Origin of the sequence: uncultured Brevundimonas sp., assembly GCF_963975535.1 — a bacterium.
Taxonomy (GTDB): Bacteria; Pseudomonadota; Alphaproteobacteria; order Caulobacterales; family Caulobacteraceae; genus Brevundimonas.
Genome location: NZ_CAXBHE010000002.1, coordinates 24,389 through 47,511, shown reverse-complemented (window position 1 = coordinate 47,511; position 23,123 = coordinate 24,389). Strand labels below are relative to the sequence as shown.

27 protein-coding genes are annotated in these 23,123 nt (G+C 68.5%); 21 read left to right on the top strand and 6 right to left on the bottom strand.

Translation table 11 applies throughout. The annotated features are described in order from the left end of the window. Window position 1 precedes the first annotated feature (1 nt). On the top strand, window positions 2–613 hold the full coding sequence (locus AACZ75_RS02520; RefSeq protein WP_339871047.1) for a glutathione S-transferase family protein: 612 nt from the start codon (window positions 2–4) through the stop codon (window positions 611–613). Here AACZ75_RS02520 and AACZ75_RS02515 read toward each other — a convergent pair. Next, window positions 610–1,044, bottom strand: coding sequence for a PaaI family thioesterase (locus tag AACZ75_RS02515; RefSeq protein ID WP_339871046.1), 435 nt, complete (start codon window positions 1,042–1,044; stop codon window positions 610–612). The genes AACZ75_RS02520 and AACZ75_RS02515 overlap by 4 nt on opposite strands. 50 nt (window positions 1,045–1,094) lie before the next feature. Here AACZ75_RS02515 and AACZ75_RS02510 point away from each other — a divergent pair, with 50 nt between their 5' ends. The 11 genes from AACZ75_RS02510 to flhA all read left to right on the top strand — a co-directional run bounded on the left by AACZ75_RS02510 (window position 1,095) and on the right by flhA (window position 12,466). Further along, on the top strand, window positions 1,095–1,418 hold the full coding sequence (locus AACZ75_RS02510; protein WP_339871045.1) for a DUF3253 domain-containing protein: 324 nt from the start codon (window positions 1,095–1,097) through the stop codon (window positions 1,416–1,418). Next, a complete protein-coding gene (locus AACZ75_RS02505; RefSeq protein WP_339871044.1) occupies window positions 1,399–2,004 on the top strand; it encodes a uracil-DNA glycosylase family protein in 606 nt (201 codons plus the stop codon). The genes AACZ75_RS02510 and AACZ75_RS02505 overlap by 20 nt, the downstream gene beginning before the upstream one ends. Continuing rightward, window positions 2,001–3,032 (top strand): alpha/beta fold hydrolase, encoded by a 1,032-nt coding sequence (locus tag AACZ75_RS02500; RefSeq protein WP_339871043.1) that lies wholly within the window; start codon window positions 2,001–2,003, stop codon window positions 3,030–3,032. Before AACZ75_RS02505 ends, AACZ75_RS02500 begins: the two co-directional genes overlap by 4 nt. An 84-nt stretch (window positions 3,033–3,116) precedes the next feature. After that, the gene (locus tag AACZ75_RS02495) at window positions 3,117–4,208 is read left to right on the top strand and encodes a Glu/Leu/Phe/Val dehydrogenase dimerization domain-containing protein (RefSeq protein WP_339871438.1); all 1,092 of its coding nucleotides are present in this window, start codon (window positions 3,117–3,119) and stop codon (window positions 4,206–4,208) included. A 133-nt stretch (window positions 4,209–4,341) separates the two neighbouring features. Continuing rightward, complete coding sequence (gene fliF, locus AACZ75_RS02490; protein ID WP_339871042.1) at window positions 4,342–5,976, top strand: flagellar basal-body MS-ring/collar protein FliF; 1,635 nt, start codon at window positions 4,342–4,344, stop codon at window positions 5,974–5,976. Continuing rightward, complete coding sequence (fliG, locus tag AACZ75_RS02485) at window positions 5,976–7,010, top strand: flagellar motor switch protein FliG (protein WP_339871041.1); 1,035 nt, start codon at window positions 5,976–5,978, stop codon at window positions 7,008–7,010. The genes fliF and fliG overlap by 1 nt, the downstream gene beginning before the upstream one ends. 1 nt (window position 7,011) lies before the next feature. Continuing rightward, complete coding sequence (locus AACZ75_RS02480) at window positions 7,012–7,677, top strand: flagellar assembly protein FlbE (protein ID WP_339871040.1); 666 nt, start codon at window positions 7,012–7,014, stop codon at window positions 7,675–7,677. Further along, window positions 7,667–7,999 (top strand): flagellar motor switch protein FliN, encoded by a 333-nt coding sequence (fliN, locus tag AACZ75_RS02475; protein ID WP_339871039.1) that lies wholly within the window; start codon window positions 7,667–7,669, stop codon window positions 7,997–7,999. Before AACZ75_RS02480 ends, fliN begins: the two co-directional genes overlap by 11 nt. Window positions 8,000–8,043: 44 nt before the next feature. After that, window positions 8,044–9,426 carry a sigma-54 dependent transcriptional regulator gene (locus AACZ75_RS02470; RefSeq protein ID WP_339871037.1) on the top strand — a complete coding sequence of 461 codons (1,383 nt, stop codon included), beginning with the start codon at window positions 8,044–8,046 and terminating at the stop codon, window positions 9,424–9,426. Between the two features lie 2 nt (window positions 9,427–9,428). Then, on the top strand, window positions 9,429–10,358 hold the full coding sequence (bla, locus tag AACZ75_RS02465) for a class A beta-lactamase (protein ID WP_339871036.1): 930 nt from the start codon (window positions 9,429–9,431) through the stop codon (window positions 10,356–10,358). A gap of 14 nt (window positions 10,359–10,372) precedes the next feature. Then, the gene (flhA, locus tag AACZ75_RS02460; RefSeq protein ID WP_339871436.1) at window positions 10,373–12,466 is read left to right on the top strand and encodes a flagellar biosynthesis protein FlhA; all 2,094 of its coding nucleotides are present in this window, start codon (window positions 10,373–10,375) and stop codon (window positions 12,464–12,466) included. 1 nt (window position 12,467) lies between these two features. Here the strand turns inward: flhA and AACZ75_RS02455 are convergent, their stop codons facing one another. Further along, window positions 12,468–13,193, bottom strand: a complete 726-nt coding sequence (locus AACZ75_RS02455) for a hypothetical protein (protein ID WP_339871035.1) — start codon at window positions 13,191–13,193, stop codon at window positions 12,468–12,470. A gap of 233 nt (window positions 13,194–13,426) precedes the next feature. On the opposite strand from AACZ75_RS02455, the gene AACZ75_RS02450 reads away from it, so the two are divergent. The 3 genes from AACZ75_RS02450 to AACZ75_RS02440 all read left to right on the top strand — a co-directional run bounded on the left by AACZ75_RS02450 (window position 13,427) and on the right by AACZ75_RS02440 (window position 15,335). Further along, a complete protein-coding gene (locus tag AACZ75_RS02450) occupies window positions 13,427–13,870 on the top strand; it encodes an NUDIX domain-containing protein (RefSeq protein WP_339871034.1) in 444 nt (147 codons plus the stop codon). 103 nt (window positions 13,871–13,973) lie between these two features. Continuing rightward, window positions 13,974–15,041 (top strand): histidine kinase dimerization/phosphoacceptor domain -containing protein, encoded by a 1,068-nt coding sequence (locus AACZ75_RS02445; protein WP_339871033.1) that lies wholly within the window; start codon window positions 13,974–13,976, stop codon window positions 15,039–15,041. Window positions 15,042–15,149: 108 nt separating this feature from the next. Continuing rightward, window positions 15,150–15,335, top strand: a complete 186-nt coding sequence (locus AACZ75_RS02440) for a CsbD family protein (protein WP_339871032.1) — start codon at window positions 15,150–15,152, stop codon at window positions 15,333–15,335. Window positions 15,336–15,422: 87 nt separating this feature from the next. Here AACZ75_RS02440 and AACZ75_RS02435 read toward each other — a convergent pair whose 3' ends face one another. Genes AACZ75_RS02435 through AACZ75_RS02420 form a run of 4 tightly spaced genes read right to left on the bottom strand, consistent with a single transcriptional unit; the run spans window position 15,423 to window position 17,776 of the window. Continuing rightward, complete coding sequence (locus tag AACZ75_RS02435; protein ID WP_339871031.1) at window positions 15,423–16,601, bottom strand: VWA domain-containing protein; 1,179 nt, start codon at window positions 16,599–16,601, stop codon at window positions 15,423–15,425. Then, window positions 16,601–16,930, bottom strand: coding sequence for a HepT-like ribonuclease domain-containing protein (locus tag AACZ75_RS02430; RefSeq protein WP_339871030.1), 330 nt, complete (start codon window positions 16,928–16,930; stop codon window positions 16,601–16,603). The genes AACZ75_RS02435 and AACZ75_RS02430 overlap by 1 nt, the downstream gene beginning before the upstream one ends. A 19-nt stretch (window positions 16,931–16,949) precedes the next feature. Further along, window positions 16,950–17,234 (bottom strand): nucleotidyltransferase family protein, encoded by a 285-nt coding sequence (locus AACZ75_RS02425; RefSeq protein WP_339871028.1) that lies wholly within the window; start codon window positions 17,232–17,234, stop codon window positions 16,950–16,952. Between the two features lie 14 nt (window positions 17,235–17,248). Further along, window positions 17,249–17,776 carry a GNAT family N-acetyltransferase gene (locus tag AACZ75_RS02420; protein WP_339871026.1) on the bottom strand — a complete coding sequence of 176 codons (528 nt, stop codon included), beginning with the start codon at window positions 17,774–17,776 and terminating at the stop codon, window positions 17,249–17,251. Window positions 17,777–17,880: 104 nt separating this feature from the next. On the opposite strand from AACZ75_RS02420, the gene AACZ75_RS02415 reads away from it, so the two are divergent. The 6 genes from AACZ75_RS02415 to dxs all read left to right on the top strand — a co-directional run bounded on the left by AACZ75_RS02415 (window position 17,881) and on the right by dxs (window position 23,068). Next, window positions 17,881–18,801: a histone deacetylase family protein gene (locus AACZ75_RS02415; protein WP_339871024.1), complete on the top strand. Its 921-nt coding sequence runs from the start codon at window positions 17,881–17,883 to the stop codon at window positions 18,799–18,801. A 48-nt stretch (window positions 18,802–18,849) separates the two neighbouring features. After that, the gene (locus tag AACZ75_RS02410; RefSeq protein WP_339871022.1) at window positions 18,850–19,506 is read left to right on the top strand and encodes a histidine phosphatase family protein; all 657 of its coding nucleotides are present in this window, start codon (window positions 18,850–18,852) and stop codon (window positions 19,504–19,506) included. 58 nt (window positions 19,507–19,564) lie between these two features. Then, a complete protein-coding gene (locus AACZ75_RS02405; RefSeq protein ID WP_339871021.1) occupies window positions 19,565–19,813 on the top strand; it encodes an exodeoxyribonuclease VII small subunit in 249 nt (82 codons plus the stop codon). Further along, a complete protein-coding gene (locus AACZ75_RS02400; RefSeq protein ID WP_339871019.1) occupies window positions 19,813–20,169 on the top strand; it encodes a tRNA-binding protein in 357 nt (118 codons plus the stop codon). The genes AACZ75_RS02405 and AACZ75_RS02400 overlap by 1 nt, the downstream gene beginning before the upstream one ends. A 50-nt stretch (window positions 20,170–20,219) precedes the next feature. Next, window positions 20,220–21,092: a polyprenyl synthetase family protein gene (locus AACZ75_RS02395; protein WP_339871435.1), complete on the top strand. Its 873-nt coding sequence runs from the start codon at window positions 20,220–20,222 to the stop codon at window positions 21,090–21,092. Window positions 21,093–21,157: 65 nt separating this feature from the next. Then, window positions 21,158–23,068: a 1-deoxy-D-xylulose-5-phosphate synthase gene (gene dxs / locus AACZ75_RS02390; RefSeq protein ID WP_339871017.1), complete on the top strand. Its 1,911-nt coding sequence runs from the start codon at window positions 21,158–21,160 to the stop codon at window positions 23,066–23,068. Window positions 23,069–23,123 lie beyond the last annotated feature (55 nt).

Here is a 23,123-nt window from a genome sequence, read left to right as displayed (position 1 = left end):
GATGAAGCTGTTCGACTATGCGCGCGCGCCCAATCCGCGTCGGGTCCGCTGGCTGATGGCCGAAAAGGGCATTGAGGACATCGAGATCGTCCCGGTCGATCTGGCGACCGGCGAGCACAAGGCACCGGAATACCGCAACCGCATCGGCCTGGCCCATGTCCCGGCGTTGGAACTGGATGACGGCACCTGTATCTCCGAATCCCTGGCTATCTGCCGCTATCTGGAATCCCTCTACCCCGAGCCCAACCTGTTCGGCCGCGACGCGCGCGAACAGGCGATAATCGAGATGTGGACCCGGCGCTGCGAGATCTATCTGGCCAACCCGGTGATGCTGGCCGTGCGCCATACCCATCCGGGCCTGGCCCTGATGGGGCCGCAGAACCCCGAGGTCGGGGCCTATAACCAGGCCGAGGCCGAGAAGATGATGAAGACGCTCAACCGGCATCTGGCCGACCGCGAATTCATCGCCGCCGACCGCTTCACTATCGCCGATCTGGTCTCGGTCACCGGGCTCGATTTCGCCCGCCTGATCAAATACCAGCCGCCCGAGGCCTATGAGCATTTCAACCGCTGGCTCGCGGCCTGCCGGGCCCGCCCGGCCGCGGCCGTCTAGCCCCGGGCGGTGAATTTCCGGATCACGCCGGAATAGGTCATCAGCGTCCGCTCGCCGGTGGTGATCTGGCCGCGCACGAAGATCAGCGAGCCGCCGGCGCGCACCACCTCGCCGGTCGCCTCGATCAGTTCACCGACATAGGCCCCGTCGATGAAGGTCGAATCCAGCTGGATGGTGACACCGCTCTTGCCCTCCATCTCCTGGTAGGCGGTCTGGAACAGGGCGATGTCGGCGAAGGTCATCAGGCAGCCGCCGTGCATGCGGTCACCGGCGTTCATATGCTTGGCCTCGGCCCGGAAGGCGCAACGCATGCGGCCGTCCGGATCGGGCTTGAAATAGAACGGCCCGACCACCTGGTCGAAGGTGCCCTGCAGATCATAGTGCTGCCAGCCGGCGAACTCGCCCTCGCTCACCGTGACTTTCGCGACCATAGTCCTTACTCCGCCTTCTTTCCGCTATTGCAGCGCAGCATATAGACATCATGAACGATCCCATCGAGAGCGCCATCTTCGAAAAGTTGGCCAAGGCCGATCCCAAGGGTGTCGGCGGCAAGAGCATCGAGCCGTCCGACGTGGCCAAGGAACTGCAGCCGGAGCAATGGCAGCGCCTGCTGCCCAAGGTGCGCCATTGCGCCCTCGCCCTGATGCGCCAGGGCAGGCTGACCATCACCAAGAAGGGCAAGCCGGTCGATCCGACGGCCTTGAAGGGCGTGATCCGCCTGCGCCTGCCGACGCCCGAGGAAACGGCCGCCGCCCTGGCCGCCCTGCCGCCGGTGGTCGACGAGGATGACGACGACTTCGCCTGATCCCGATCTCGGAGCCGTCCTCGCCGACATCCGGGCCTGTCGCGCCTGTCTCGGCGAGCTGCCGCACACGCCGCGTCCGGTGGTGCATGTGTTTCCCGAAACCCGGCTGTTGATCTGCGGCCAGGCCCCCGGGCGGCGCGTGCACGAGAGCGGCCTGCCGTTCACCGATGCGTCGGGCGACCGCCTGCGCGACTGGCTGGGCGTCGACTATGAGACCTTCTATGCCGACCCCCGTATCGGCGTCGCGGCCCAGGCCTTCTGCTATCCGGGCACGGCCCCGAAGGGCGGCGACTATCCGCCGCCGCGCCGCTGTGCCGAGCTGTGGCGACCCCGGCTGCTGGCGGCCCTGCCGCGCGTACAGCTGACCCTGCTGGTCGGGGGCCATGCCCAGCGATGGGCGCTGGGCGCGGCGGCGAAGGCCGGCATGACCGGGACGGTGCGGGCCTGGCGCGCCCTTGGGCCCGACGTCCTGCCGCTGCCGCACCCGTCGTGGCGCAACACGACCTGGCTGCGACGAAATCCCTGGTTCGAAGCGGACATCCTGCCCTGTTTGCAGCAGCGCGTCCGGGATATCCTCGCGTCATGATCCGCCCCCTGACCGCCCTGTGCCTGGCCCTGATCCTGACGGCCTGCGCCACCCCCTATGTCCAGCCGCCCCTGACCCCGCCGGCCGGATTTGCCGGACCGCACATCGCGGAGGCCCCCGCCGGACTGTCGGGGACCTTCGTCGTCCAGGACGGGGCCCGGCTGCCGTACCTGCGCTGGTCGCCGGCCGACGGCGAACCCTGGGCCGTGATCGTGGCCCTGCACGGCATGAACGACTCGCGCGCCTCGTTCCGTCTCGCCGGTCCGTGGTGGGCCGAACAGGGAATCGAGACCTGGGCCTATGACCAGCGCGGCTTCGGCGAGGCCCCGGGCCGGGGCCTGTGGCCCGGCGAGGGGACCCTGACCGCCGACCTGCGCAGCGTCGTCGCCCTGGTCCGGGCCCGGCATCCCGAGGCCCTCGTCGCCGTGGTCGGTGAAAGCATGGGCGGGTCGATCGCCGTCGCCGCCTTCGCCTCGGACCCGCCGCCCGCCGCCGACCGGTTGATCCTGCTGGCCCCCGGAGTCTGGGGCTGGTCCAGCCAGGGCTGGCTCAACGGCACCAGCCTGTGGTTCGCCGCCCGCCTGTTCGGCGACCGCGCGGTCGAGCCGCCCGAGTGGGCGGTCCGCGACATCCGCGCTTCGGACAACATGCTGGAGCTGATCCGCAACGGCCGCGATCCCAACAGCATTCTGGCGACCCGGTTCGACACCCTGGCCGGCCTGGTCGGGCTGATGGAGACGGCCTCGCAGCGGCTGGGCGAGACGAAGGTCCCGACCCTGCTGCTCTACGGGGCACACGACCAGATCGTCACCCCGGGGCCGATGCGGCGGGCGCTGGAGCGGGCCGGAGAGTCGCCGACCCTGCGCACCGCCTTCTATCCCGCGGGCTGGCATTTGCTGGACCGCGACCTCGGGGCGGTCACCGTCTACGGGGACGTCGCTGCCGCCCTGCGCGACCCCGACGCGCCGCTGCCGTCCGGTGCGAGCGCGGTGCTGCCCCATCTGCAGTCCGCCGCGCCGGACCGTTGAGGCCCACGGTCATGCTTGCCGTAACGTCATCCTGAGGGTATCTGGCTCCAACAAGAATATTGCCCGGGAAGGCTCGCTATGAGCATGACGCTTTTCGATTCTCCGTCTTTTGCGAACCACGAAGGCGTCCACGCCTTCTTCGATGAAAAGACTGGCCTCAAGGCGATCGTCGCCGTCCACTCCACCGCCCGGGGGCCCGCCGTCGGCGGCACGCGCATGTGGAACTACGGGTCCAGTGCCGAGGCGCTGGAGGATGTGCTGCGCCTGTCGCGCGGCATGAGCTACAAGAATGCGATCGCCGATCTGGAGATGGGCGGCGGCAAGTCGGTCATCATCGGCGACAGCCGTACCCAGAAGACGCCCGAGCTGTTCGCCGCCTTCGGGCGCGCCGTCGATACGCTGGGCGGCACCTACTATGCGGCCGAGGACGTCGGCGTGTCGGTCGACGACGTCGCCGAGGCCCGCAAGGTCACCCCCTATGTCCTGGGTCTGAACGACGGACCGGAAGCCTCGGGGGATCCCAGCCCGGTCACCGCCGAGGGCGTGTACCGCTCGACCCTGGTCGTGGCGCGGCGGCTGTGGAACCAGAACGACCTGTCCGGCCTGACCATCGCCCTGCAGGGCGTCGGCCACGTCGGCGGCTATCTGGCCGACAAGCTGCACGCCGCCGGGGCCAGGCTGGTCATGACCGATGTCAACACCGCCCTGCTGGCCGAGGTCGCGGCCCGCACCGACGCCGAGATTGTCGACCCGGACGCCATCTATGACGTCAAGGCTGACATCTATGCGCCCTGCGCCCTCGGCGCGACGCTGAACGCCGGGACGCTGGACCGGCTGACGGTCAGGGCGGTGGTCGGCGCGGCCAACAACCAGCTGGCCACCCCCGAGATCGGTGAGGCCCTGTTCGCCCGCGGCGTCCTGTACGCGCCGGACTATGTCATCAACGGCGGCGGGATCATCAATGTCGCCTCCGAGCTGCGTGCCCGGCAGGCCGGCGGGGCCTATGACCCGGCCTGGGTCGAGACCAAGCTCGCCCGCCTGATGGAGACGCTTGAGGAGATTCTCGAGCGTTCGGTGACCGAGGGCCTGCCGACCCATCAGATCGCCGCCGCCATCGCCGAGGCCCGGATCGAGGCCGCCGCCGCGGCGCGGGACGCCCGGCGCCGGGCCGTCTGAGCGAACCCGGTCGCCACAGCCTCCGGAAACCGTTGCCTGATTAACCGGTCTTAACGCCCCATTTACCACGCAGGCGGCACTTTCTGCCTAGCGGGCGTGTTCGGTCTCCCGTCGGTAGAGTGGGTGGGGACGCGTGGGCGGCTTCTCGGCGGCGTTGCAGCGATTTGGAATCGGTCGACTGACTGTGGTGCTGGGCGTTGCCGCCGGCGTCGCGGCGGTGCTCGTGGCCGTCATGTTGCGTATCGGCCAGGCCCCGGACGCCCTGCTCTATTCCAACCTCGACCTGCGTGAGGCCTCCGAGATCTCCAGCGCCCTCGACGGGGCCGGGATCAAATACCAGTCCAAGGGCGACGGCTCGACCATCTTCGTCAATCGTGACGACGTCGGCGCGGCCCGGCTGATGCTGGCCGGCAAGGGTCTCGTGACCTCCGGCTCGGTCGGCTACGAGCTGTTCGACAACCAGTCGGTGCTGGGCCAGACCGAATTCCAGCAGAACCTCAACGAACAACGCGCCCTGCAGGGCGAGCTGTCGCGCACCATCATGTCGATGCGGGGCATCACCTCGGCCCGGGTCCAGATCGCCATGCCGCGGCGCGAACTGTTCCAGTCGGACGGGGTCGAGCCCACTGCCGCCGTCGTCGTCGGCGTCAGTGGTCGCGCCCTGAGCGCCAGCCAGGTCGACGCCATCCGCAATGTCGTCGCCTCCTCGGTGCCGAACCTGAAGCCGGAAAAGGTCACCCTGACCGATACCGCCAACCGGACCCTGGCGGCCGGATCCAGCGCCGACGGCTTCAGCTCCGCCTCGGCCCTGGACGCCAAGAACACCACCGAGGCGCAGTTGCAGGCCCGCATCAAGGACATCGTCGAGGGCGTGGTCGGCGTCGGGGCCGCCCGGGTCCAGGTCACCGCGGACATCGACCACAGCCGCTCCACCACCCAGGAGCTGCGCTACGATCCCGACGGCCAGGTCGTCCGTTCGACCTCGACCAACGGCACGGAGTCCACCGACACGACCGGCGTTTCCGACGGCGGTGCCACGGCCGCCAACAACATTCCCGGCGGCGAGGCCCCGGCCACGACGCCGGTCGGGTCCAGTGACACGGCCAATACCGAAACCACCAACTATGAGATCTCCAACACGACCACGACCACGATCAAGGAGGCCGGCGAGGTCAAGAAGCTGGCCGTGTCCGTGGTTGTCGATGACCGGCGCGTCCCGGCGGCCGACGGCAAGGGGCCGCCGACCTATACGGCCCGCTCGCCGGAGCAGATCGAACAGATCAAGTCCCTGGTGGCCGCCGCCGTGGGTATCGATGAGGCCCGGGGCGACAAGATCGAAGTCCTCAATGTCGGCTTTACCCACGACGTCGCCGACATGGGCGGCACCGAGGCCGGCTCGTCCCTGTTCGACTTCACCAAGAATGACATCATGCGCGGCGTCGAATTGCTGGTGCTGCTGATCACCGGCCTGCTGCTGATCTTCTTCGTCCTGCGGCCGCTGCTGAAGACCGCGTCGGGCGGCGGCCTGCCCGCCCTGGCCGGCCCCGGCCCCGGCGGCGGTGCGGCGATGTTGCAGACCAGCCTGGCCGGCGGCCAGGGCGGCGGCGTGGCCCAGCTGGCCGGCCCGTCCGAGATGGAAAAGCGGCTGGATATGGCGCGGGTCGAAGGTCAGGTGAAGGCGTCTTCGGTCAAGATGGTCGCTGATTTCGTGGACAAGAATCCCGATGAATCGACGGCGATCCTGCGCAACTGGGTGCACGAAGGCTGATGGCACGCGCCGCGAACAAGAAGGCCGTTATCGAGGACCCCGGCCGGCTGAGCGGGCCGGAAAAGGCCGCGGTCATTCTGCTCGCCCTCGGGGAAGATCATCCCCGTCTCTGGGAATCCCTGGACGAGGAGGAGATCAAGGAGATCTCCCAGGCCATGGCCGCCCTGGGCACGGTGGCCTCGGCGGTGGTCGAGGAGCTGATGGTGGAGTTCGTATCCGGCATGGCCGGCTCGGGCTCGGTCATGGGCAGCTTCGAGCAGACTCAGCGCCTGCTGGCCTCCTTCATGCCCTCGGATCGGGTCGACGGCCTGATGGAGGAGATCCGGGGTCCCGCCGGCCGGACCATGTGGGACAAGCTCGGCAATGTGAACGAGGCCGTCCTCGCCAACTATCTGAAGAACGAATACCCGCAGACCGTCGCCGTGGTCCTGTCCAAGATCAAGCCGGACCATGCCTCGCGGGTCCTGACCGCCCTGCCCGAGGACTTCGCCCTGGAGTGCGTCCAGCGGATGCTGCGCATGGAACCGGTGCAGCGCGACATCCTCGACAAGATCGAACAGACGCTGCGCACCGAATTCATGTCCAACCTGGCGCGCACGTCCAAGCGCGACAGCCATGAGCTGATGGCCGACATCTTCAACAGTTTCGACCGTCAGACCGAGGCCCGGTTCATCGGGGCCCTGGAAGAGCGCAACCGCGAGGCGGCCGAACGGATCCGGGCCCTGATGTTCGTGTTCGAGGACCTGTCCAAGCTCGATCCGGGCGGGGTCCAGACCCTGCTGCGCGCGGTCGACAAGGATTCCCTGGGCCTGGCCATGAAGGGGGCGTCGGAAAGCCTGCGCGAGATGTTCTTCTCCAACATGTCCGAACGCGCCGCCAAGATCATGCGCGAGGACATGGAATCGATGGGCCCCGTCCGCCTCAAGGACGTCGACGCGGCCCAGACGGCCATGGTCCAGGTCGCCAAGGATCTCGCCGCCAAGGGTGAGATCATGCTGGTCGGCCAGAGCGGCGATGACGAGTTGATCTACTGACATGACCGATCCCGCCGTCCATCGCCCGTATGCCTTCGATACCGAGTTCGACGACTCCGGTGTTGTCGTCACGCCGTCCGGCTTCCGCCCGACCAAACGCTCCTATGCGCCGGCCGAGGTCGAGGCCCTGCTGGCCCAGGCCCGGCTGGAGGCCCGCGAGACAGCCCTGGCCGAGGTCCAGAGCCTGCAGGCCATGGCCGTCACGGCCATCGGCGAGGCCGTGACCGCCGGGGCCCCGGCCCTGACCCGGCTGGTTCAGCTGCATCGCGAACAGGCGTCGCACCTGGCCCTGAGCGCGGCGCGCGTCGTGGCCGCCGCCGCCCTCGACCGGTTTCCCGACGGGCCGCTGCAGGCTGCGCTGGAGGCCCTGGGTCAGGAGATCGATGCCACGCCGCGTCTGGTGATCCGCTCCGCCGGGCTGGACGAGGACGTGAAGGCGCGAATGACCCAGCTGTGCGCCGAGGCCGGCTTCTCGGGGCTGGTCGCCTTCCGCGAGGATCCGGACCTGCCGGTTGCCGCCTTCCAGCTGGAGTGGGCCGACGGCCGTGCCGCCTTCGATCCCGAGGCCGCCCATGCCCGCATGTCCGAGGCGCTGACCTCGGCCCTGGCGGGCGAGGCCGGTCATGCTGAAACCCTTTCTGACGGGAGGCCCTCCGATGGCCAGTGACCACATGTCCCTTGAGGAGTTTCCGGACTCCACCGCCCTGACCACCGGCGACGAGCCGGGTGACAAGGCCGCCTCCGATCTCGCCAGCGTCTTCGACGTTCCGGTCAACATCTCGGCCGTCCTCGGCAAGGCGCACATGACCGTGGCCCAGCTGCTGAAGCTCAATCGCGGCTCGGTGCTCGAGCTGGACCGCAAGGTCGGCGAGGCCATCGACATCTTCGTCAACAACCGTCTGGTCGCCCGCGGGGAGGTCGTCGTCGTCGAGGACCGCCTGGGCGTGACCATGACGGAAATCATCAAGACCGAGGACTCCGGCGCCTGATCGGCTGCCGGATCCCCGTAGGTAAAGATTAGAGGAGAAGACCCATGCGGCTTCTGGTGGTTGGACGGCTCTCGGGCCAGCTGGCGTCGGCAGTGAAGATGGCCATGGCCCACGGGGCCAAGGTGCAGCACGTCGAGCGCATCGACCAGGCGACGGAGCAGCTCCGGCGCGGGCAGGGGGCTGACCTGCTGATGGTCGACTATCATCTCGACATCGGGGCCCTGATCGCGGCCAACGACGCCGAGCGGATCCACGTCCCTGTTGTCGCCTTCGGTCTCGACGCCAATGCCGCCGAGGCTGCTGCCGCCATCCGCGCCGGGGCCAAGGAATTCATCCCCCTGCCGCCGGAAGCCGACCTGATCGCCGCCGTGCTGTCGGCCGTGGCCGACGACGACCGGCCGCTGATCTCGGCCGATCCGTCGATGAAGGCGGTGGTCATGCTGGCCGACCAGGTGGCCCGTTCGGAAGCCTCGATCCTGATCACCGGCGAAAGCGGCGTCGGCAAGGAGGTGATGGCCCGCTATCTGCACACCAATTCCAAGCGGGCCGAGCGGGCCTTCATCAGCGTCAACTGCGCCGCCATCCCCGACAACCTGCTCGAGTCCGAGCTGTTCGGCCACGAGAAGGGGGCCTTCACCGGCGCCATCGCCCGGCGCATCGGCAAGTTCGAGGAGGCCGACGGCGGGACCCTGCTGCTGGACGAGATCAGCGAGATGGACGCCCGGCTCCAGGCCAAGCTGCTGCGCGCCATCCAGGAGCGGGTCATCGACCGGGTCGGCGGCACCAAGCCCGTGCCGGTCAACATCCGCATCATCGCCACGTCCAACCGCGATCTGGCCCGGGCCGTCAGCGAGGGCACCTTCCGCGAGGACCTGCTCTATCGCCTGAACGTCGTGAACCTGCGGCTGCCGTCGCTGCGTGAGCGGCCGGGTGACATCGCGGCCCTGGCCGATTTCTTCGTCAAGAAATACGCCGCCGCCAACGGCGTGCCGGTCCGGCCGATCGCCGCCGACGCCCGCCGCGCCCTGGCCGGTCACCGCTGGCCCGGCAATGTGCGCGAGCTGGAGAACGCCATGCACCGCGCCGTATTGCTGGCGACCGGGGCCGAGATCGACGTCGACGCCATCCGCCTGCCGGACGGCCAGCCCCTGACCGGTGGCGGCGCGGTCGACTCCAGCCCGGCCGCCCGTGCCGCCCAGACGGCCGATGCCGTGTCCCGCGCCTATGTCGGCCAGACCGTGGCGCAGATGGAGAAAACGCTGATCCTCGACACCCTGTCGCACTGTCTCGGCAACCGCACCCACGCGGCCACCATCCTCGGCATCTCGATCCGCACCCTGCGCAACAAGCTCAACGAATACTCGGACGAGGGCACGCCCATTCCCGCGCCCCAGTCCGGTGTCGCCTCCTCCGGCTACGCGGCCTGACCATGACCACGGCGACGGACCGCAGAAGCGTCCTGACCGGCCTCGGCGCGCTGGCGCTGGGGGGCTGTTCGCCGCCGACCGCGTCCGAGCCCACACCCCGGGTCCAGCCCGCGCGGCCCTCGGCCACGATCGGGGCCATCGACCTGTCGGCCCTGGAGGCCCGCAACGGCGGCCGCCTCGGCTTCGTCGCCATCGACACCGGCACCGGTCGCAGCTGCGGCTGGCGTGGTAACGAGCGGTTCGTCTACTGCTCGACCTTCAAGATGTTCCTCGCCGCCGCGACCCTGGTCCGCATCCAGGACGGTCACGAGACCCTCGATCGCCGCATCCCGGTGACCGCCGCCGACAGGGTCGCCCACGCCCCGGTGACCGAACCCGCGATCGGATCCAGCCTCAGCGTCGAGCGCCTGATGCAGGCCATCGTCGAGGTCAGCGACAATCCCGCCGCCAATCTGCTGCTCAGGGCCAACGGCGGCCTGGCCGCCATGCAGGCCTTCTACCGGTCACTCGGTGACGACAGCACCCGCGTCGATCGCTTCGAGCCGGAGATGAACCGACTCGACGGTGACAAGGACACGATCCGGCCCGACCAGTCGGCGGTCAATCTGCAACGCCTGTTCGTCAGCCTCGACTCACCGCTGACGGCTGACTCGCAGGCCCGGCTGCTGGGCTGGATGCGCGATTCCCCGACCGGTACGCGCCGGATCAAGGCGGGCGTGCCCGCCGGCTGGCGGGTCGCGCACAAGACCGGCACCGGCGGCTATGGCCCGACCAATGACATCGGCCTGCTGTATCCGCCGACCGGCAAGCCGGTGATCGTCGCCGCCTACTATCATGCGACCGCCGCCTCCTCGTCCGCGGCCAATGACGCCGTCATCGCCGCGGCCACCCGGCAGGCGCTGGCCGCCCTGGGCCATGGCGTGGCCGGATGACCGACGTCCCGTCGATGATGAAGGACGGCATGGCCCGTCCGACCGGCAAGGAAGTCTTCGGCTGGTTCGCGCGTGGCGAGGTGGCCATGGCCACCGGCGTCATCGGCGTCATCCTGCTACTGATCCTGCCGATCCCGAAATTCCTGCTCGACATGCTGCTCGCCATTTCCCTGGTCTCCAGCGTGCTGATCCTGATGACGGCCGTGATGATGAAGCGGCCGCTCGACTTCGCCATCTTCCCGACCGTCCTGCTGGTCTCGACCCTGTTCCGCCTCGGCCTGAACCTGGCCTCGACCCGGCTGGTCCTGACCCACGGCCACGAGGGCCACAACTCCGCCGGCGAGGTGATCCAGGCCTTCGGCTCCCTGATGATGGGCGGCAATTTCATCATCGGCATCATCATCTTCGCCATCATTCTGGTGGTGAATTTCGTGGTCATCACCAAGGGCTCGACCCGGATCGCCGAGGTCAGCGCCCGCTTCACCCTCGACTCCATGCCCGGCAAGCAGATGGCCATCGACGCCGACCTGTCCTCGGGCCTGATCGACGAGGCGGCGGCCAAGCTGCGCCGCAAGGAGCTGGAGCAGGAATCGACCTTCTTCGGGGCCATGGACGGGGCCTCGAAATTCGTGCGCGGCGACGCCGTGGCCGGGCTGATCATCACCTTCATCAACGCCCTGGGCGGCATGCTGATCGGCGTGCTCCAGCACGGCATGCCCGCCGGCGAGGCGGCCAACGCCTATATCCAGCTGACCATCGGCGACGGTCTGGTCACCCAGGTCCCGGCCATCATCATCTCGATCGCCGCCGGCTTCCTGGTGTCCAAGGCCGGGGTCGAGGGCACGGCCGACAAGGCCCTGGTCGCCCAGCTGGCCACCAACCCCGTCAGCCTCGGCGTGGTCTCGGCCGCCTCCGCCCTGATCGGCCTGATCCCCGGCATGCCGCTGATCCCGTTCGCGGCCCTGTCCCTCGGGACCGGCGTGATGGCCTGGCGCCTGGGCCGCGACCGGCTGCGACCCAAGCCGTCCGAGGCCCAACTCGCCGCCGCCTCGGCCGACCCCAAGGAAGAGGTCGAGGAACCGATCGGCACCGCCCTGACCATCGACGAGGTCAAGATCGAGCTGGGCTATTCCCTGCTGTCGCTGATCAATGACCTCGAGGGCCGCCGCCTGACCGACCAGGTCCGGGCCCTGCGCCGCTCGCTGGCCCAGGAATACGGCTTCGTCATGCCGTCGGTGCGCATTCTCGACAACATGCGGCTCGGCACCCAAGGCTACGCCATCCGCATCAAGGAGATGGAGGCCGGCCAGGGCGAGGTGCGTCTGGGCTGTCTGATGGCCATGGACCCCAACGGCCGCCAGGTCGAACTGCCGGGCGAGCACACCAAGGAACCCGCCTTCGGCCTGCCCGCCACCTGGATCGACGAGAGCCTGCGCGAGGAGGCCACCTTCCGCGGCTACACCATCGTCGACCCGTCGACCGTGCTGACCACCCACCTGACCGAGATCCTCAAGGAGAACATGGCCGAGCTGCTGTCCTACGGCGAGGTGCAGAAGCTGCTGAAGGAGCTGGGCACCGAGGAGCAGAAGCTGGTCGAGGAGCTGATCCCCTCGGTCGTCACCGTCACCACCCTGCAGCGGGTGCTGCAGACCCTGCTGCGCGAGAAGGTCTCGATCCGCGACCTGGGCGCCATCCTCGAGGGGCTGGCCGAGGCCGCGCCACACACCAGTTCGGTCACCACCCTGGTCGAACACGTCCGCACGCGGCTGGCCCGCCAGCTGTGCTGGCAGCACAAGGGCGAGGACGGGGCCCTGCCGATCGTCACCCTGTCACCGGAATGGGAACAGGCCTTCGCCGAAGCCCTGGTCGGCCAGGGCGAGGACAAGCAGCTGGCCATGGCCCCGTCGCGGCTGCAGGACTTCATCCGCGCGGTCCGCGACGTGTTCGAACGCGCCGCCATGGCCGGCGAGAGCGCCGTGTTGCTGACCGGACCCCAGGTCCGCCCCTATGTGCGCTCAATCATCGAACGCTTCCGCGGCCAGACCGTGGTGATGAGCCAGAACGAGGTCCATCCCCGCGCCCGGCTGCGCACCATCGGCACCGTCTGAGCTAGTTGACCTGGCTCCAGCCCCCGGCCGAGGCGTCGCGGGCCACCACATTGACCGGACGGGCGACCAGGCCGGACTGGGTGATCCACACCTCGTACTTCGCCCCGTCGGCCATCGGCATATAGGTCGCGCCGCCGTAGAGGGTGTCGACCGCGTTGATGTGACGGCGATAGCGCCGCGCCATGTCCCAGACACTGAGTTTCCACGGCACCGTGATATTGCCGGGCAGGACCGTGGCTCCGTCGCCGCCGGACAGGGCGTGGACGCTGCGGGTGCTGTGCAGCTCCTGCTCGATGTCCTGGTAGCGACCTGACAGCCGGTCCAGCCGGTACTGGCTGTCCAGCCCCATCACATTGGCCCACGGCTTCCACTTCAGCACCTGGGCCTCGATCCGCCAGTCGTCGCCGTTCAGCAGATAGATTTCCGACCGGTCGGGCGCACCCTCGACCCGGGCGGGCTGGGTCACCGTGGCCTCGAAATACTGCGGTCCCAGCTGTTTCAGCTGCAGGGTCGCCACCGGCCGTTCATAGGTCATCCGGGCATAGGTCTGGACGTTGAGACCCGTCAGAGCCACGATCGCGGCCACGGCCATCAGTCCGCCGCCGCCGATCGTGCCCAGACCGCCGCCGAACAGCCGGCCGCGGAACAGCTGCCCGAGGCTGTACAGCAACAGGAACAGGCCAAGGGCCCCGACCACCGCCGGAATAATCCACCACCACCAGATCATATCGTCTTCTCCACCCGTCGGACCGTGGCAGTATTAACCGCGATTGCCGGAACTGACGACTGTTTCACCCATCGCGCGACTGGACTTGGCATAGGCGGCCGCTAAAGCTGCCCCGGATGAGTGAGCCGATTGCCCTGACCCGCCGTGCCGACACCCGGTCCCTGTCCATGCCGATGCCCGGTCGCGCGCCGGCGCGACGCTCACCGTCCGGTCCGGCGCGTCGGGGATAGACCATGCTGCAATTCGGTGTTCACCAGACCGGCCTTGTCTATCGGGACCGGCCGACTGCCTTCGGCCTGTTGATCGAGGCCGGACGGCTGGCCTGTGTCCGGGTCGATCGGGGCGAGGGCAGCTATTTCGACCTGCCCGGCGGGGCGGTGGACGGCACCGAGACCGAGCCCGAGGCCCTGATCCGCGAGTTCACCGAGGAGACCGGCCTGACGGTGCGGCCGGTGGCCCGGCTGGTCGAGGTCGCCCAGTATTTCCGCAAGTCCGACGGCACGCCGCTGAACAACCGGGGCGGTGTCTGGACCGCCGAACAGGTCGCCTTCGATCCTGCGGCGAGGGTCGAGGCCGATCATGAGCTGGTCTGGCTGGATCCGGTCGTGGCCCTGTCCAGCCTGCGTCATGAGGCCCACGCCTGGGCTGTGGCACTGTGGCTGCGCCAGTCAGCCTGAGTGTCGTTCAGGTTACATACATTGGCTGGCGTCCATCGCCGGGCCGTGTACAGTTGCCCGGCTGGCTGCGGAATTTTTCGTGCCCGGGCCGGACTCCCCCTCTGTGATTACCAAGCCAATCCCGGGCATTGAAAACGCCCAGACCCTGGCCGAGGCGATCGTCGACACCATCCATGAGCCCCTGCTCGTGCTCGATGGCGGGTTGCGGGTGCTCGCCGCCAGCCGGGCCTTCTACGAGATCTTCAAGGTCGACTCTGACCATACGATGGGCTGCCGGCTCTATGATCTGGGTGACGGCCAGTGGAATATCCCGGCCCTGCGTGAGTTGCTGGAAACCATCATCCCGACCCAGGTGGCGATGGACGGGTTCGAGGTCGATCACGACTTCCCCGGCGTCGGCCGGCGCACCATGCTGCTGAACGCGCGCAAGGTGCTGTACGAGACCAGCCCCAATTCGACGATCCTGCTGGCCTTCACCGACATCACCGCCCGGCGGGTGATCGAGCGCGAGAAGGAATTGCTGCTCGCGCGGACCGGGGACCTGCTGCAGCAACAGCAGACCCTGTTGCAGGAGATGCAGCACCGCGTCGTCAACAGCCTGCAGATCATCGCCAGCATCCTGATGCTGAAGGCGCGCAAGGTCACGTCCGAGGAATCGCGCGGCCATCTGCGCGACGCGCATCAGCGGGTGCTGTCGGTTGCCGAGGTCCAGTCCCACCTGCACGCGACCGGCGGTGTCGACCTGATCGCCGTCGGCTCCTACCTCACCAAGCTGTGCGCCAGTCTGTCGTCCTCGATGATCGGCGAGAGCCGACCGATCGCGATCGTTGCCGAGGCCGACGACGGCCGGATCGGCTCCGACAGGGCCGTCAGTCTCGGCCTGATCGTCACCGAACTGGTGATCAACTCGATCAAATACGCCTTTCCCGACGACCGAACCGACGCCCGGGTGGTGGTTCGCTATGTCAGTGACGGCACCGACTGGACCCTGACGGTCGCCGACAACGGTGTCGGCGTTTCGTCCCCTGTAGCGACCATATCGGGTGGCGGTCTGGGCACGGCCATCGTTGAGGCCCTGGTCCGGCAGCTCGGGGCGCAGCAGGCCGTGAGCACCGGACCCGGACGGACGGTCACCATCAGGCACATAACCGAGGTCCTCGTCCCGGCCTGACACGCGCGCGGTTCCCGGATCCAAGCGGAGCCTTTCGGAACGTCAGGCCCGTCTGGTCGCTGTCTTGGTCCGGTCGCCGCTGGGGCGACCCCTGACAGGAGACCCGCAATGCCCGATCATGATCGCATCGAAGGTGCCGCCAAGAACCTGGGTGGCAACGTCAAGGAAGCCGCCGGCAAGGTGACCGGCGACGAGAAGCTGAAGGCCGAGGGCCGCGCCGACCAGGTCGAGGGCAAGGTCCAGAACGCCGTCGGCGGTGCCAAGGACGCCCTGCGCGACGCCAGCAAACACTGATTACAGGTCAACTTACAGGCCAACCGCTGCGGTCCGGCGGCTCCCCGGGCCGGCCGCAGCGGGCAGCCGTCCGGTGGCGGCGATCGCCTATCGGGTCAGGGCCCGCATCGCCTTGTCCAGCCCGTCGATGGTCAGTGGGAACATCCGCTCGTCCATCAGTTCGCGCACCATCGACACCGAGGCCGAATAGCTCCAGTAGCGTTCGGCCACCGGGTTCAGCCAGACGCATTTCTCCCACTGCTGACGCGCCCGCGTCAGCCACACGGCCCCGGCCTCCTCGTTCCAGTGCTCGACCGAGCCACCCGGCATGGTCACCTCATAGGGGCTCATGGTCGCGTCACCGACGAAGATGGCGCGCCAGTCGCCGGGGTATTTGTTCAGCAGGTCCCAGGTCGCGATCTTCTCGCCGTGACGGCGGCGGTTGTCCTTCCACACGCCTTCGTAGAGGCAGTTGTGGAAGTAGAAGAACTCCATGTTCTTGAACTCGGTCTTCGCCGCCGAGAACAGCTCCTCGCACAGCTTCACATGGCCATCCATCGAGCCGCCGATGTCGAGGAACAGCAGCACCTTGATGGTGTTGCGCCGCTCGGCCCGCATGTGGATGTCCAGCCAGCCCTGTTTGGCCGTGCCGTCGATGGTCGCGTCCATGTCCAGCTCGTCGGCCGCCCCCTCGCGGGCGAAGCGCCGCAGCCGGCGCAGGGCCACCTTGATGTTGCGCGTGCCCAATTCGACCGTGTCGTCCAGATTGCGGTATTCGCGCTTCTCCCAGACCTTGACCGCCCGGCCGTGCCGGCCCGGCCCGCCGATGCGCACGCCCTCGGGATTGTAGCCGCCGTGGCCGAACGGGCTGGTGCCGCCGGTGCCGATCCAGCGATTGCCGCCCTCGTGCCGGCCCTTCTGCTCGTCCAGACGCTGTTTCAGTGTCTCCATCAGCTTGTCGAACCCGCCCATGGCCTCGATCGCGGCCTTGTCCTCGTCGCTGAGGTATTTCTCGGTCAGCAGCTTCAGCCAGTCGTCGGGAATCTCGGTGGTCAGGTCCTCGCCCGCGCCGACCGTCTCGATCCCGGCGAACACCTTGCCGAACACCTGGTCGAACCGGTCGTAATGTTTCTCGTCCTTGACCAGCACCGCCCGCGACAGATGGTAGAAGTCGTCGACCTTCCGGCCCGCCACGTCCTTGTCCATGGCCTCCATCAGATGGAGCCATTCCTTCATCGAGACAGGAACGCGCGCGTCGCGAAGGGCTGTGAAGAAGGGCAGGAGCATCAGTCTTCGCTTCCGAGAACAGTACGCAACTCGGCAAGTGCCGCTCGCAAATCCGCCGCGTCATCGATAGCCAGGCCAAAAATGGTCAGACGATCCACGGCTTGATACCGGTGGGCGATCCTGTGGCGAAGGGAAATGATTTGCGGCCACGGGGCGGTCGGACCCTTGGCCTTCGTGGCTTCGCTGAGCGTGTTCGCGCACTCCCCGACGACAAGGAAGTTCAGGGCGACGGCGTCCTGAACCAGCGAGCTATCCAGAAATTCCTCGCGACTGACGTCCCCGGTATACTGCGCGACCTTGTCCAATGCCTCGATCATCACGTCGAGCATCGCCAGATCGTCCTCCGAGTCAGATCGCAATGGCGTCGCTTTCGGCATGCTTGCGGATGCGTGCGGTCATGGCTCTCGCTGTCCCCATTTCGACGCGTGCGCCCAAGGCCTTGGACAGGTCTTCCTCGATCCCGAAAAATCGGAAACCCAACGGCCGGGTCATTTCCACCAGCAGGTCCACGTCGCTGTCCGGCCCGGCCTCGTCGCGGGCATAGCTGCCGAACAGGCGCACATTGACGATGCCCTGCTCCGCCAGCCAGGGCTTCAGGTCGCGCAGCTTGGTCAGCAGTTCGTCGCGGGTCATTCGGCCATCATAGCCTATCCGCGCCGCAGGATGAACTCGTGGTCGCGCCAGTTGCCGACCGGATAGTCATACTCTCCGGCCTTTTCGAAGCCGTAGGCGGCATACAGTTTCTGCGCTTTCAGATTGCCGCTCCACACCCCGATCCACTGCGGGCCGTCGCCGTGGCGGTCCATCCAGTCCAGGGCCAGGGCCAGCAGCTTCGTGCCCAGACCCAGTCCCTGTGTCGACTTGCCGACATATAGCCGCTTCAGCTCGGCATGGGACGGGCGGCCGTCCGGATGGGGCAGGCTGTTGGGGCCGGTGGTGGCGAAAGCCACGACCGCACCGTCCACCTCGGCCACCCACCAGGCCCCGGCCGGATCGGCCAGGCTGGCGGCCGTGGTCTCCACCCCGAACGCGGCATCGAGGAACGGCTCCAGATCCTGCGGCGGATAGGGGATGGCGAACCCCTCGACGAAGGTCTCGACGAAGGTCGCGCGGCCCAGTGCCGACAGGGCGGGGGCGTCATCGGCGCGGGCGGGGCGGATCAGGGGCGCGGTCATGGCCTCGTTTGCACCCGCCGACGGTCGGGACTCAACCCCTTCATTCCTGCGAAGGCCGGGATGAGCGGGTGTTGTTTGCGGTCGAGGATGCGTAATCTCACACCATGAGCGTCACCCTGTTCACCCACCCCGACATGATCGACCACCGGCCCGGGGTCGGCCATCCCGAACGGCCCGAGCGCCTGCAGGCGGTGCTCGACGCGCTGGACGCCGCCGGCCTGTCGCGCGACCGCCAGGCCGCGACCGAGGCCGCCGTCGCCGATCTGGAGCGACTGCATCCCGCCGCCCATGTCGCCCGCATCCTGGGTGCCGCGCCGGCCCGGGGGCTGGCGGCCCTCGACGCCGACACCCTGCTGTCGCCCGGCAGCGTCCGCGCCGGCCGTCTCGCCGCCGGGGCGGTGATCGACGCCGTCCGCGCTGTGGCCCGGGGCGACACCGCCCGCGCCTTCGCCGCCGTCCGCCCGCCCGGCCATCACGCCGAGCCGGACACGCCGATGGGCTTCTGCCTGTTCTCCAATGTCGCGGTCGCCGCCCGCGTCGCCCAGGCCGAAGGCTTTGCCCGTGTCGCCGTGGTCGATTTCGACGTCCACCACGGCAACGGCACCCAGGCGGCTTTCCAGAATGACGCCAGCCTGTTCCTCGCCTCGATTCACCAGTCGCCTCTCTATCCCGGCACCGGCGCGGCCTCGGAGACCGGGGTCGGCAATATCGTCAACGCCCCGGTCCAGCCCCACGCGGCCCGCGAATCATGGCGCTCGGCCTTCGCCGACGTCCTGATGCCGGCGCTCGAATCGTTCGCCCCGGACCTGATCCTGATCTCGGCCGGATTCGACGCCCACCGCCGCGATCCTCTGGCCCACCAGTCACTGGAGGCGGACGACTTCGCCTGGGCCACCCGCGCGGTGCTCGAGGTTGCGCGCCAGACGTGTGGCGGCAAGGTTGTGTCCTCGCTCGAGGGCGGTTACGACCTCGAAGGGCTGGGCCGTTCCGCGGTCGCCCATGTTCAGGCACTGGGGGAGGAGTAGGGACCGCATACGGCGCATCGACCACACCGCCCGCCCCCCCCCGCAGCCATGACCGTTTCCCTTTCCGACATTGACGCCGCCCGCCCGGGCCCGGAACCGGCCCCCCCACCGGTCGCGGACACGGCCCCGGCACGTCCGGGGGCCATCATCCTGGCCCGCCACGGCGAACCGGCGCTGTCGCGCAAATGCCTGATCACCGCGACCCAGTATCGCGACTGGTGGGCCCGCTATGAGGAAGGCGGCCTGCTGGCCGGACAGACCCCGCCGCCCGCCCTGGTCGCCGCCGCCCAGGGGGCCGGGGCCATCTATGCCTCGACCCGGCTGCGCGCCCAGGAGACCGCCGCCGCCGTGGCCGACGGCCGCGAGGTCATGGTCGACGCCCTGTTCATCGAGGCCCCCCTGCCGCCGCCGAACTTCCCGGGCTGGTTCCGCCTGCCGCCCAAATACTGGGGCGTGGTGGCGCGCTTCTGGTGGCATGTGTTCAACCATCATGAGGGGCAGGAGACCCGCCTCCAGGCCGAGGCCCGCGCCGAACAGGCCGCCCGCGCCCTGATCGCCCGCGCGGCCACCGGTCAGGACGTACTGGTTTTCGCCCATGGCTATTTCAACCATATGGTCGGGGGCCGGCTGAAGGCCGACGGCTGGCGTCTCGTGCACAATCAGGGCTTCAAATACTGGTCCCAGCGTCGCTACGAGAAGGCCTGAGTCCCGGGACCACCGTTCCGGGGGTTGGCGCGCCCGCCGCGTCCTGTAGAACGAACCGATGACCGACAAAGCCGCCATCCCCGCCGATCTCAGCTTCGAGGACGCCCTCGCCCGGCTGGAGTCGATCGTCTCGCGTCTCGAGTCCGGCCAGGCCCCGCTCGAGGAATCGATCACCCTCTATGAGGAGGGGGCCCGCCTGAAGTCGCATTGCGAGGCCCGGCTCAAGGCCGCCCAGTTGCGCGTCGAGACGATCGTCGTCGGTCCCGACGGCCAGGCCAAAGGCAGCGAACCGGCCGAGTTCGGCTGATGGCCCCCGACCCGGTCGCCGAGCGCATCGCCTTTGCGGACTTCCTCCGGGTCGATGTCCGCGTCGGTCAGGTGATCGCCGCCGATCCCTTTCCCGAGGCCCGCAAGCCCGCCTTCAAACTGACCATCGATTTCGGCCCCGACATCGGGGTGAGGAAGTCCTCGGCCCAGATCACCCGCCACTACACCCCGGACCAGCTGGTCGGCCGCAAGGTCGCCGCCGTGGTCAATTTCGCCCCGCGCCAGATCGGCCCCTTCATGTCCGAGGTCCTGACCCTGGGCTTCCCGGATGCGGACGGCGAGGTGGTGCTGGTTGGGGTCGACCGTGAGGTTCCTGTCGGCGGGAGGCTGTTCTGACGCTTCCACCGGTCATCCCCTGCGCCGCCAACTCGTCTGCCCAGACGGTCATCGACCGCGTGGCCGAGGTCGCCGACCTGGTCACCGTCGCCCTCGACGAACTGCTGCCGCGCGCCGACGGCCCGGAGGTCCGGCTGACCGAGGCGATGCGCTATGCCGCCCTCGGCCCGGGCAAGCGGCTGCGGCCCTTCTTCGCCCTCGAGGCGGCCAATCTGTTCGATATCGAGGAACGGCCGGTGCTGCGTGCGGCCTGCGCTCTCGAATGCGTCCATGCCTACAGCCTGGTCCATGACGACCTGCCCTGCATGGACGACGACGACGTCCGCCGCGGCCGCCCGACCCTGCACAGGGCCTATGACGAGGCCACCGCCGTGCTCGCCGGCGACGCCCTGCAGACCGCCGCCTTCGACATCGTCCTGCACGAGGACACCCACGAGGACCCGGCCATCCGTTGCGAACTGGCGGCCCGGCTGTCGCTGGCCTCGGGCGCGCGCGGCATGGCCGGCGGCCAGATGATCGACCTGCTGGGCGTGCGCGACGACCTTGGCGGGGTGGCCCGGATGCAGCGGCTCAAGACCGGGGCCCTGTTCGCCTATGCCTTCGAGATCCCGCTGATCATCGCCCGGGCCCGCGACCACCACCGCCAGGCCCTGACCAGCTTCGCCCACGACATCGGCCTGGCCTACCAGATCGTCGACGATCTGCTGGACGTCGAGGGCGACGAGGACCTGCTGGGCAAGGCCGCCGGCGGCAAGGACGCGGCCCGCGGCAAGACCAATTTCGTCACCCTGCTGGGCGTTGAGGCCGCCCGCCACCGCGTGGCCCATCTGGCCGACCAGGCGCGCGCCCATCTGGATGTGTTCGGCCACGATGCCGAAATTCTCAAGGCCAGCGTGGACTTCGTGTTAAAGCGACAGTCCTGACGGACTGAGGCACCTGCGGTCTCGCGCCGCGTTGAGATAAAAACGACCCGAGGTTAACTGCCCGAATGCCCGATACGCCGCTGCTCGACACCGTCCATGTTCCCGCCGATATGCGCGCCTTCGATGCGCCACGGCTGCGGCAGCTGGCGGACGAGGTGCGCGTCGAGACCATCGACGCCGTCTCGGTCACCGGCGGCCACCTCGGGGCCGGCCTCGGCGTGGTCGAATTGACCGTCGCCCTGCACCATGTGTTCGAGACGCCGAAGGACATCCTGATCTGGGACGTCGGCCACCAGTGCTATCCGCACAAGATCCTGACCGGACGCCGCGACCGCATCCGCACCCTGCGCCAGCCCGGGGGCCTGTCCGGCTTCACCAAGCGCAGCGAGAGCGACTACGATCCGTTCGGCGCGGCCCATGCCTCGACCTCGATCAGCGCCGCCCTCGGCTTCTGCGCCGCCCGCGACCAGAAGGGCGGGTCCAACAAGGTCGTGGCCGTGATCGGCGACGGCTCGATGTCGGCGGGCATGGCCTATGAGGCGATGAACAACGCCGCCGAGACCACCAAACAGCTGGTCGTCATCCTCAACGACAATGACATGTCGATCGCCCCGCCCGTCGGCGGCATGAGCGCCTATCTCGCCAAACAGGTTTCGGGCGGCACCTATCGCAATTTCCGCCGCTTCGGAAAGTCGGTGGCCGAACACCTGCCGCGTCCGTTCCGCAACGCCGCGCGCAAGGCCGAGGAATACGCCCGCGGCATGATCGTCGGCGGCACCTTTTTCGAGGAGCTGGGCTTCTACTACATCGGCCCGATCGACGGTCACGACCTCGACAACCTGGTGCCCATCCTGAAGAACGCCGCCGCCATCGACGACCGGCCGGTGCTGGTCCATGTCGTGACGCAGAAGGGCAAGGGCTATGCCCCGGCCGAATCCAGCGCCGACAAGCTGCATGCGGTCGCCAAATTCGACGTGGTCTCGGGCAAACAGTCCAAGGCCATCGCCAATGCCCCCAGCTACACCAAGGTGTTCGGCACCGAGCTGATCAAGCGGGCGCATCTGGACCCGTCGATCGTCGCCATCACCGCCGCCATGCCCTCGGGCACCGGTCTGGACCTGTTCGGCCAGGCCTTCCCCGACCGTACCTATGACGTCGGCATCGCCGAACAGCATGCGGTGACCTTTGCCGCCGGTCTGGCCGCCGACGGCATGAAGCCGTTCTGCGCCATCTATTCGACCTTCCTGCAGCGCGGCTATGACCAGGTCGTCCACGATGTGGCCATCCAGAAGCTGCCGGTTCGCTTCGCCATGGACCGCGCCGGCCTGGTCGGGGCCGACGGGGCCACCCATGCGGGATCCTTCGACATCGGCTTCATGGGAGCCCTGCCCGGCATGGTGCTGATGGCCGCCGCCGACGAGGCCGAACTGGCCGCCATGATCGCCACGAGTCTCGAGATCGACGACCGTCCCAGCGCCTTCCGCTATCCGCGCGGCGAGGGCGTCGGCGTCGAGATTCCCGAGCTGTCGGCTCCGCTCGAGATCGGCAAGGGCCGTATCGTCCGCGAGGGCACGGCCGTGGCCATCCTGTCGCTGGGTACCCGGCTCGAGGAATCCCTCAAGGCCGCCGACCTGCTGGCCGCGCGCGGCGTCTCGGCCACGGTCGCCGACGCCCGCTTCGCCAAGCCGCTCGACGCCGACCTGATCCTGCGTCTGGCCCGCGAGCACGAGGCCCTGATCACGGTGGAGGAGGGGGCCATGGGCGGCTTCGGGGCCTTCGTGCTCCAGCTGCTGGCCGAAAAGGGCGCGCTCGACGCCGGGCTCAAGGTCCGCACCCTGTGCCTGCCCGATGTCTTCCAGGACCAGGACAGCCCGGCCGCCATGTATGCGACCGCCGGCCTCAACGCCCCGCAGATCGCCGCCACCGCCCTGGCCACCCTCGGCATCGACGCTGCCCGCGGGGCCGTCCGCGCCTGATTTCGGCCCCTGAGGCAACCCGTTCGCCCGCCACCCCGTTGTAATGCGACAGGGT